Source organism: Candidatus Paceibacterota bacterium (assembly GCA_041666545.1).
In the GTDB taxonomy this organism is placed as follows: Bacteria; Patescibacteriota; Minisyncoccia; order Phycocordibacterales; family JBAYGS01; genus JBAYGS01.
Window position 1 is genome coordinate 174,111 of record JBAYGS010000002.1, and the last position, 9,225, is coordinate 183,335.

The 9,225-nt window shown below is 48.5% G+C and carries 11 protein-coding genes; 8 read left to right on the forward strand and 3 right to left on the reverse strand.

Features of this window, described 5'->3' with window-relative positions; all coding sequences use genetic code 11:
- Nucleotides 1–113: 113 nt before the first annotated feature.
- From gyrA to WCT25_02865, 8 genes are all read left to right on the forward strand, one after another.
- Nucleotides 114–2,591 (forward strand): DNA gyrase subunit A, encoded by a 2,478-nt coding sequence (gene gyrA, locus WCT25_02830; GenBank protein MFA6536343.1) that lies wholly within the window; start codon nt 114–116, stop codon nt 2,589–2,591.
- A 166-nt stretch (nt 2,592–2,757) separates the two neighbouring features.
- Nucleotides 2,758–3,282, forward strand: a complete 525-nt coding sequence (locus tag WCT25_02835) for a methyltransferase domain-containing protein (GenBank protein MFA6536344.1) — start codon at nt 2,758–2,760, stop codon at nt 3,280–3,282.
- 42 nt (nt 3,283–3,324) lie between these two features.
- A complete protein-coding gene (locus tag WCT25_02840; GenBank protein MFA6536345.1) occupies nt 3,325–4,605 on the forward strand; it encodes an extracellular solute-binding protein in 1,281 nt (426 codons plus the stop codon).
- Entirely contained in the window at nt 4,606–5,016 is a 411-nt protein-coding gene (locus tag WCT25_02845; protein ID MFA6536346.1) for a pilin, read from the forward strand.
- A gap of 4 nt (nt 5,017–5,020) precedes the next feature.
- Complete coding sequence (locus WCT25_02850; GenBank protein MFA6536347.1) at nt 5,021–5,419, forward strand: hypothetical protein; 399 nt, start codon at nt 5,021–5,023, stop codon at nt 5,417–5,419.
- Nucleotides 5,420–5,456: 37 nt separating this feature from the next.
- On the forward strand, nt 5,457–5,855 hold the full coding sequence (locus tag WCT25_02855; protein ID MFA6536348.1) for a hypothetical protein: 399 nt from the start codon (nt 5,457–5,459) through the stop codon (nt 5,853–5,855).
- A gap of 92 nt (nt 5,856–5,947) precedes the next feature.
- Complete coding sequence (locus WCT25_02860) at nt 5,948–6,310, forward strand: hypothetical protein (GenBank protein MFA6536349.1); 363 nt, start codon at nt 5,948–5,950, stop codon at nt 6,308–6,310.
- 54 nt (nt 6,311–6,364) lie between these two features.
- On the forward strand, nt 6,365–6,625 hold the full coding sequence (locus tag WCT25_02865; protein ID MFA6536350.1) for a hypothetical protein: 261 nt from the start codon (nt 6,365–6,367) through the stop codon (nt 6,623–6,625).
- A gap of 267 nt (nt 6,626–6,892) precedes the next feature.
- Here WCT25_02865 and WCT25_02870 read toward each other — a convergent pair whose 3' ends face one another.
- From WCT25_02870 to WCT25_02880, 3 genes are all read right to left on the reverse strand, one after another.
- The gene (locus tag WCT25_02870; GenBank protein ID MFA6536351.1) at nt 6,893–7,414 is read right to left on the reverse strand and encodes a hypothetical protein; all 522 of its coding nucleotides are present in this window, start codon (nt 7,412–7,414) and stop codon (nt 6,893–6,895) included.
- Between the two features lie 26 nt (nt 7,415–7,440).
- Nucleotides 7,441–8,598 carry a hypothetical protein gene (locus WCT25_02875; GenBank protein ID MFA6536352.1) on the reverse strand — a complete coding sequence of 386 codons (1,158 nt, stop codon included), beginning with the start codon at nt 8,596–8,598 and terminating at the stop codon, nt 7,441–7,443.
- A gap of 412 nt (nt 8,599–9,010) precedes the next feature.
- The coding region (locus tag WCT25_02880) for a hypothetical protein (GenBank protein MFA6536353.1) at nt 9,011–9,225 on the reverse strand (215 nt) is incomplete at its 5' end.

A 9,225-nucleotide genomic window follows, 5' to 3' on the forward strand; every position in this document is an offset into this window, starting at 1 on the left:
TTTGTGGTGAACTAACTATCCTAAATCTAACTATTTTTCGAGTCTTGTCAAGGTGAAAAGCCGTTAAATTTGAGTGGCAAATCTAAAGGCTAAATGCTATAATCTTTCTTTATATGGCAGGTAAAAACGACAAAAAAGAAGAGCCGAAAGTCCCGCCAAAACCGGTAGAAGAACGAGGGATTGTCTCGCGTGAAATCGTAGAGGAAATGCGCGAGTCCTACCTAAACTACGCGATGTCCGTAATCACGGCTCGCGCTCTCCCTGATGTGCGCGATGGTTTAAAGCCTGTGCACCGCCGCATTCTTTACACGATGCACGAGCTAGGACTCACCGCCGGCGGCAAAACCAGAAAGTCGGCCAAAATCGTTGGAGATGTCACCGGTAACTACCACCCGCACGGCACCGTCGCGGTTTACGAAGCTTTGGTCAAATTGGCCCAAGATTTTTCGATGCGCTACCCGCTCGTTATTGGTCAGGGAAACTTCGGCTCAATCGATGGTGACGGTGCCGCCGCCGACCGTTACACCGAGGCCAAGATGTCCAAAGTGACGGCCGAAATGCTCAAGGATATCGAAAAGGAAACCGTAGCTTTCCGGCCGAACTACGAAGGTACCAGAAAAGAGCCGGTGGTTTTGCCGGCCGCTCTGCCACAACTACTCCTAAACGGAACTTTGGGAATCGCCGTCGGTATGGCCACCAACATTCCGCCCCACAACCTAAATGAAGTGGTGGACGCGACCACTCATCTTGTCGACAATCCGGAAGCTTCGACCGAAGACCTCTTGGAATTTGTCAAAGGCCCCGATTTCCCGACCGGCGGAGTAATTTTTAATGAAAAAGATATTCATCATGCATATGCGACTGGCAAAGGTGGCGTGGTCACTCGCGGTGTGGCAGAAATTGTCGAGGACAAAAAAGGCCAATTCCAAATTGTAATCAGCTCGATTCCTTATCGCGTCAATAAAGCCGAGTTGATTGTGAAAATCGCCGATTTGGTCCGTGAGAAAAAACTGGAAGGCATCCGCGACATGCGCGACGAGTCGGCCAAGGATATCCGCGTCGTGATTGATCTCAAAAACGGCGCCCAACCGCAAAAAGTTCTCAACTATATCTACAATCACACTCAACTCGAGGAGACTTTCCACTTCAACATGGTGGCGCTGGTTGACGGCGTGCCCCAGACCCTGTCACTTAAAGCCATTCTTGAAGAATTTATCGGTCACCGCAAGATTGTTATCAAACGCCGAACCGAATTCGATTTACGCGAAGCCGAGGCGCGCGAGCACATCTTGCTCGGTCTCACCAAAGCGCTCGACCATATCGACGAAATCATCAAACTCATCAAGAAATCGAAAGATGTCGATGAAGCGCGCGCCGGTTTGATGAAAGCCTTCAAATTCAGCGAAATTCAGGCGAATGCGATTTTGGAAATGCGCTTGCAGAAGCTAGCCGGACTCGAGAGAAAGAAAATTGAAGACGAGCTCAAAGCTGTCCAGGCTTTAATTAAAGAGCTCAAAGACATTTTGTCCAAACCAAAGAGAATTTTGGAAATCATTAAATCCGAACTTTTGGCTATCAAGGAAAGGTATGGTGATGATCGCCTCACCAAACTCGTCAAAGGCGGTATCAAAGAAATGACCGATGAGGATATGATTGCCGACGAAGAAAATGTTTTGGTTTTGACCATGGGCGGTTATGTGAAGCGCACCAAGCCGGAAGAATATCGCAAACAAAAGCGTGGCGGTGTCGGCGTCATCGATTTGGATACCAAAGAAGTAGATTTTGTCAGCAGTTTGGTTTTCGCTTCGACTCACAGCGATATGCTCTTCTTCAGTGACAAGGGTAAGGCTTACCAAGTGAAAATGTTTGAACTACCGGAGGGTAAGCGCGCCACCAAGGGCAAGGCGCTCGTCAACTATCTCTCGATTGATCAGACCGAAAAAATCACTTCGGTTTTGGCGATGCCAAAATCGGCTAAGGGTTCTGACCTTTCACTCCTCATGGTCACCAAGGGCGGAACTTCCAAGAAAGTGGCCGCTGAAAGTTTCCACGATGTAAGACGGAGCGGTATTATCGCTATTCGACTCGACGACGGTGATGAACTTCAGAGTGTTTCTTTTGTGGAAAAAGGCGACGAAGTCTCGATTGCCACGACCAAGGGCCAATCAATCCGATTTAAGGAATCAGATATCAGAGAAATGGGTCGCGCGGCCGGCGGGGTGAGAGCGATTAAACTTGATAAAGGCGATGCGGTTATTTCGGCGGATATCATCAAGAAAAATATGAAGAACCCGATGCTTTTGGTGATTTCTTCCAAGGGTTATGGCAAGAAAACTCCTCTTGATGAATACAAGACCCAAAATCGTGGCGGTTCCGGTATCAAGACTGCCAATTTGACCGACAAGACTGGCGATTTGATTACCGCCCGAGTTGTCACCGACGATGTCGAGGAAATTGTGGCGATGTCCAAGAAAAGTCAGGTCATCAGGACCGAACTTAGTGGCATCAGCGAGCTCGGCCGTTCGACTCAAGGCGTGCGAATCATGAAACTCCGAGAAGGGGACTCGATTGCCTCCTTGATTTGTTTGTAGCTCGGCTAGTACCGGTTTCCTTATGGCTGGGTTTGGAATATAATACTGAGTAATAATCAATAATCAAGAAACAAGGTACAAACAATAATCAATAATTCAATTACCAAATCAGGACGCAAGTTTTTGGTTATTGTTTCTTGGTGATTGGTTACTTGTAAACATTCTGATGTTTAGTGATCCTCAAAAAAATATCGAACAGCTCGATTTGGAGAAGAGTGCTAAAGTGGCCGATTTTGGCGCTGGTTCCGGCTTCTATACTATAGCGCTTTCGCGGGCAGTTGGCGGGGAGGGCCGTGTCTACGCCGTCGATATCCAAAAAGATTTGCTTGAAAAAATCAAAAACACCGCCAAGTTGGAGGGCTTGCATAATATTGAATATGTTTGGGGCGATTTGGAGCGTTTGGGTGGCAGTAAAATTCAGGAAAATTCTTTGGACGCCGTGGTAATCGCCAATATTTTGTTTCAGGTCGAGAATCGCGAAGTTTTTGTCACTGAAGCCAAGAGGGTAATCAAGCCGAATGGTCGAATTCTGGTTATCGACTGGGCCGATTCTTTTTCGGGTATGGGCCCGGAGGCGAGCCGGGTGATTACGAAAGCTCAGGCTCAAAAGCTTTTCACCGACAAAGGGCTAAAGTTGGTGCGTGAGATCGAGGCCGGCTCGCATCACTACGGTTTTATTTTTAGTAAGTAAAAAGGTTTCAAGTTTCAAGCTTCAAGTTTTATAATTAATTTTATGTCCAAATTCCAAGTCGTTCTCATGGCCGTCTTCATTTTTATCATCATCGTCGCGGTGGCAACTTTTGCTTTATTCAAGGGTTCCGACACAGCGAAACGCAACCAAACAGTCCTCTGGGGCACGCTCAATTCGGTCCAGATGACAACTTTGTTCAACAAAATCACTCAAGCTGACGACAAATTCAGCATGGTTTATGTCGAGAAGCGCCCGGAATCTTTCGAGAGCGACCTCATCGAAGCTTTGGCAGCTGGAGCAGGACCAGACGCCGTGCTTTTGCCTCAAGATCTGATTTATCGCAACGCCAACAAGCTTATCCCAATCCCTTATACCTCGCTTTCCGAGCGAAGTTTCAAAGATACTTATCTAAGTGAAGGGGAGTTGTTTCTCTCGACAAATGGCATCACGGCCCTGCCTCTTACTGTCGACCCTCTGGTTCTGTATTGGAATCGTACGCTTCTGACCAACGCCGGAATCGCCGCTCCGCCGGCCACTTGGACCGAACTTTTGGCGATGACACCAAAGTTAGTTGTCAAAAACAATACGATTATCACCCAAGCGGCCATATCTTTTGGCGGTTATGAAAACACCACCAACGCCAAGGAAATTCTAAGCGCCCTTCTTCTTCAGGCCGGCACACCGATTACCAATTACGGCGATACGGGAATCCTGCAAAGCGTTCTGGGCGACAGATTTAATTATGCCCTGACTCCGGCGGAAGAAGCTCTGCGTTTTTACACCGGTTTCGCCGACCCACAAAAGCCAAATTATTCTTGGAACCCGTCTTTGCCGACTGCCCGCAGTTATTTTGTAAGTGGCGACCTGGCCTTTTATGTCGGCTTCGCAAGCGAGCTTAAAGACATCCGCGATCGCAACCCAAATTTGGATTTTGATGTCTCGATTTTGCCACAAACCGATAAAACCTTGGCCCGCCAGACTTTCGGCCGAGTTTTGGGTCTGGCCTTTACCAAAAATCTTCACGACATGGCGAGCACCTTTGCAAATGCACTCGATTTGACCAGTACCGACTCGCTCAAGCTTCTAAGTGAGCTCACCTCTTTGCCACCGGGAAGGCGAGATCTTCTGTCAGTCAGGCCGGCCGACCCTTATCTTTCCGTTTTCTACGATTCGGCTCTGATGTCTCGTGGTTGGATTGATCCGGATCGAGAGGGTAGTGACACTGTCTTCAAAAATATGGTAAAATCTGTCACATCAGGCCGAGCCAGAATTTCCGAAGCTGTCAATCAGGCCACTGCCGAGCTCGGCAGTCTAATCAAGTAAATGTTCCGAAACCAAAAAACTTTCGCTCTGGTCTTTGTTTTCACTCTGGCGATTTTCTTTGCCTCGGCCAGTTTGGCTTTGGCCGTTGATCCGACCAGCTCCGGTTTCCAACTGGTGCCTTGCGACAACACTCCACAAAGTCCTTGCGATTACTACGCTTTTATTCGGGGTGTCACCAATTTAATCAACTTCTTTATCGCTTTCGCTGCGCCAGTCGGGGCCGTTGCTCTCGCCTGGGCCGGATTTAAATATCTTTCGGCTGGCGGTGATTCAGGAGAAGTGGAAAAAGCCAAGGGGATTTTCAAAAAAGTGACAATCGGGATTATAATAGTCTTGGCCGGCTGGTTGCTCGTCCAAACAATTACCAGCACCTTGCTAAAGCCGGGCTTTAATACGGTTCTAAAGCAATAAAAATATGAATCAAGCCGTTAAAAATTTTTTCTGGTTGGCCGTGGTAACGGTCCTCACCTTGCCTCTATCGGTTTTGGCCGAAGATCGCGGCTCTGGAGGCGGGGACATCGGTAGTGGCCTACCGTGTCCTCAAGGCCAAATCTGCAATCCGCTCCAAGCCGGCTCCCTTTTCAATTTTCTCAAGGAGGTTCTCGACGGTGTCCTGCGCTTCGGCACGATTATCGTGGTTTTGGCCATCATTTATTCCGGTTTTCTCTTCGTTAAGGCCCAAGGTAATGATGAAGAACTCAAAAAGGCCAAGGAAACCTTCCAGAATGTGATGATTGGCGCCGCCATCCTTTTAGGTTCCTGGGTTATCGCCCAAATTATCCAGGCGACAATCAATACCATTACGGGGGCTTAGTCGATGTCGATTAATTAGTTATTAATAATTTAAAAATATGAAGAAGAATAGTTCGATTTTCAAGTTTAAGAGTTTTAGTCCGGTTCTCGGCTTGCTGGCTCTCGCTCTGGTTCCTGGTATTGCCGCCGCTCAAATTTTAACTTTCGCCGATTTGGTCGACACTTTAATCGGTATTCTAAACTCCCTAATCCCGCTTCTGATTGCCGCCGCTATTGTCTATGTTATCTACACAGCTTTTATGATGGCCAAGGAGGAAGGTGAAAAGCGCGAAGAGTGGCAGACCAAGCTGATTTACGGCATTGTAGCGATTTTCGTGATGGTCTCGGTCTACGGCTTGGTTAATATCCTTGTTTATACTTTTGATGTAGACAATGCCCCTCTTGAGCAGCCAACCGTGGGTACCAACAACGCCCAGCTTATTGGTTTGAGCGATTAAGTTGTCCCCAGCTTTATTGTTGGCCCTGTTTTTAAGTGTTATCATATAGACACCTTAAAAAGTCGCTTATTTATTAATTTATTATTTTAATTATGAAGAAATTTATTATTGGCGCTTCAATCTGGGCTTTGCCGGCTTTAGCTTTGGCTCAAGCAACTAACAACGCTTTTGATTTGTTGGCCTTGATTTCCAAGATCCTAAACGCAATTGTGCCGGTTTTGATTGCTTTCGCAGTCGTCTACTTCCTTTACGGCGTATTCTCATATGTCTTTACCGACGATGAGGAGAAGAAGGAGAAGGCTAAGGAAGTCATGATCTACGGTGTCATCGGCATTTTCGTCATGGTTTCTGTCTGGGGCCTAGTCAACATTTTGGCCGGTACCCTAAACCTCAACCAGCAAGCTCCAACTTCAGGTATTCCAAACTTCCAGACCCAACTACCTGTCACTCGATAATTAAAAAGATTGACCTTCCGACCCTTAACCGGGTCGTTGGTCTAATTGTTGAATATGGCGCCTTTATCATTGGATACAATCATCGAGCGAGTTGCAACCTATATCGTGAACCCGCTCATTGCTCTTCTTTTCGCTCTAGCCGTTCTGTACTTTATCTACGGAGTCTTTGTTTATATGCAGGGCGCGGAAAGTGAAGAAGAGCGTACTAAAGGAGGACAACATATTCTCTGGGGAGCCATCGGGATGTTTGTGATGGTTTCGGTTTACGGCATCATTCGCCTGATTCTTACCACCTTCAACATCCCTTTCCGCTAAGAATTAAAGAAACCGCCCAGCACTTATTTTTCGAAATTTCGAAAAATAAGTGCTGGGCGGTTTTCGTTTCTTCTGTTCGTGTCCTCGTTTTGGTTATTGTCTCTTGGTTCTTCTCTATTGTTTGATTATTGTCTCTTGGTTATTGGTTATTGCCTAATGGTTTTCAACTGCCTTTTCATTCGTGTGCCCTATTCGTAAGGGTTCTTAACAAAAAACCCCAACCGCTTGCGCAGTTGGGGTGTGGGCCGGTTTAAGCCGGCGAAGAACTTAGTTTGGGAAGATAACCCAGTTTGTCACCGGCTTCTTCCCCAACGAACGAAAGGCGATTGTCTCGAACCGCCCGAGGTCAATCGACGGCCCGTTTGGGTCCCGCTTTTTGACTTCGAAGGTTCCGTCGAACCGTTTGAGGCGAACCTCAACCGGCCCGCCGTAGACTATCACGAACTTGAACACTCCCGCCACATCCGTCGGCGGACTCCACTCGTCAACCGGCGCCACGACCTCTTTCTTTTGTGTGGTCGATGCCGGTTGGAGTAAGGAGTTCACCATTGAGCTCGCGGGGCGAGTGGTTATATCCTTCATCTGCTTCTTGCACCAGGGCCAGATAAAGGCCAAGGCGAGCAACAGGAGGATCGCGCCAATCACCAGATTTCTGGCCGTCTCCTTCACCACTTGATGCTGACCTGCCATGGTTGGCGTGGCCGGCGTTGGTGGGGTTGGAGCTGGCGCAGGAGTTGCTGGAGTTGCAGGTGCTGCCGGGGCAGCGGGCGCTGTCTTTGGTCTTGCCATACTTTAATCCTTTCTTCTTTGATTTATCACGGAGGTGCATCAGGGGCCAAACCTTCACCCTGTGACGCGGTCGGAATAGGCGGAGTAAAAAGTCCTCCACCTTGCTGTAGTACTGCCGCTGCCGCTGTCAAATCGCCGACACCCTTGTCAGTCCGAATGATTAGCTCTTGGCGGCGACTCTTGTTCCGTTCTGCTTGTATTGCGAGCACCGCCTGCTCAGGATTTAGGCCCGAGTTTTTAAGTGCAGCGATAGTTTCAATCAGGAATGTTCGCTCGATCTCCTCAGCCTGTTTCTGTCGTTTCTCCTTGGCGACCGATTCGTAGGACTCCACTGTCTTATGGTCCCGATGTGTGACTTTGGGAATGATGACCCTGCGGATGCGGATGCCGTAGATGTCGGTCATTTTCTCGTGTGTGGTCACGTCTTCGTCATCCACCAGGGCACCAAGGACATGCTTTTCGAATGCATCAGTACTCCGGATCAGGTCAATGTCGCTGATTTTAGAAGCTTCGGCTCGGAAGGTCTTAACAGCTAAGTCGGTTAAGGCTCCCTCGATGGTAGTCTCTCCGACATTGATGAATCTGTTCGGGTTCATGACAATCCACATGATTGTTATTCTGGAGATCATCTCTACCAGTCTAACATTGCCATGCGGATCAGGATTGTCGGCAGTCTCTTCGGGCGTCTGGATTGTCGCTGCCACCAACTCCTCGATTTTCTCTTGACCAAACTTTTCGCCGATTCGTAGGACACGCTCGCGCATATCCACGATGACGACGCTCATGATTGGGCTTGGGGGCAGCCAATTCCATCCTTCCCTGAGGATGAAGCTGTTGATTCGCTGTCCGAAGAACAGTGGCACGGCAGTGCGCTGGATTTCCACGGGGACAACCCCGTAAACTCCCAGGCCGCCGAACGCTACGATGCCACACAGGATCCACGCAAACCACCCGGTTCCGACCAGACCTGACAGGAGACCTACCAGACAGAGCGTGAGGACTGCACAGGCAATGATTCCGTTTCGAATAGTTTTCCATGCTGGCACAACTGTCGGCGTAGTCGCGAGTTGTGGTGCCTGGTTAACTGTAGGATTAGGTGGCTGCTGTGGGGCGGGTTGAGGTTGCGGTTGAGGAGTCGGTCCGCCAGCAGGCGGAGCAATTCCAGGATTAATAGATCCGTTCATTTTTACCTTTCTCCGCCTTCTGGCGGTTTGTTGATTGTCAAAATCGGGTTTTCACTCGATTACGATTTCTGCCCTCAAGTATATCATATTTCACCCCAAAAGTCAAGCAAACCCAAACCCCAAAACAGCCTTATCTAAGGCCGTTTTCTCTTGTATTTGTGGCAGGATGCCAAGTGTTTCGAAAATGTGTCGAAGGTATCTGAAGGTCTCCCAATTACGACAGAATTTACTGTTCACTACTTGCTGTTCACTACCTACTATTCATTACTCACTAAAATCTCCACCTGCACTAATTCCTGCGATAGCAACAATTAGTGCAGGTGGAAATATAGGCCCCTGGGGCAAAGCCCCAGGGTAATCTAGGAACTCGCTCCGCTCGTGCTGACGCGGGGCAAGCCCCGCGGTATTAGGCCTATAGTCTGTCTTCGCTCGGACGCCATGAAAACTCAGAAGTTTTCGCGGCGCTCCTCCTTAGCCAAAATAAATTAAAATATCGCAAATCATTGTGGGCACGGGGAGATTTGAAGCCTACAGCTTCAGTACAGGTTTCCCATTTCTTCGCCGTCAGACCGGCTCGGAAATATGGGAGAACCTCTCCAAATCTCCCCCGAAAGCAAAGCAGTTTGC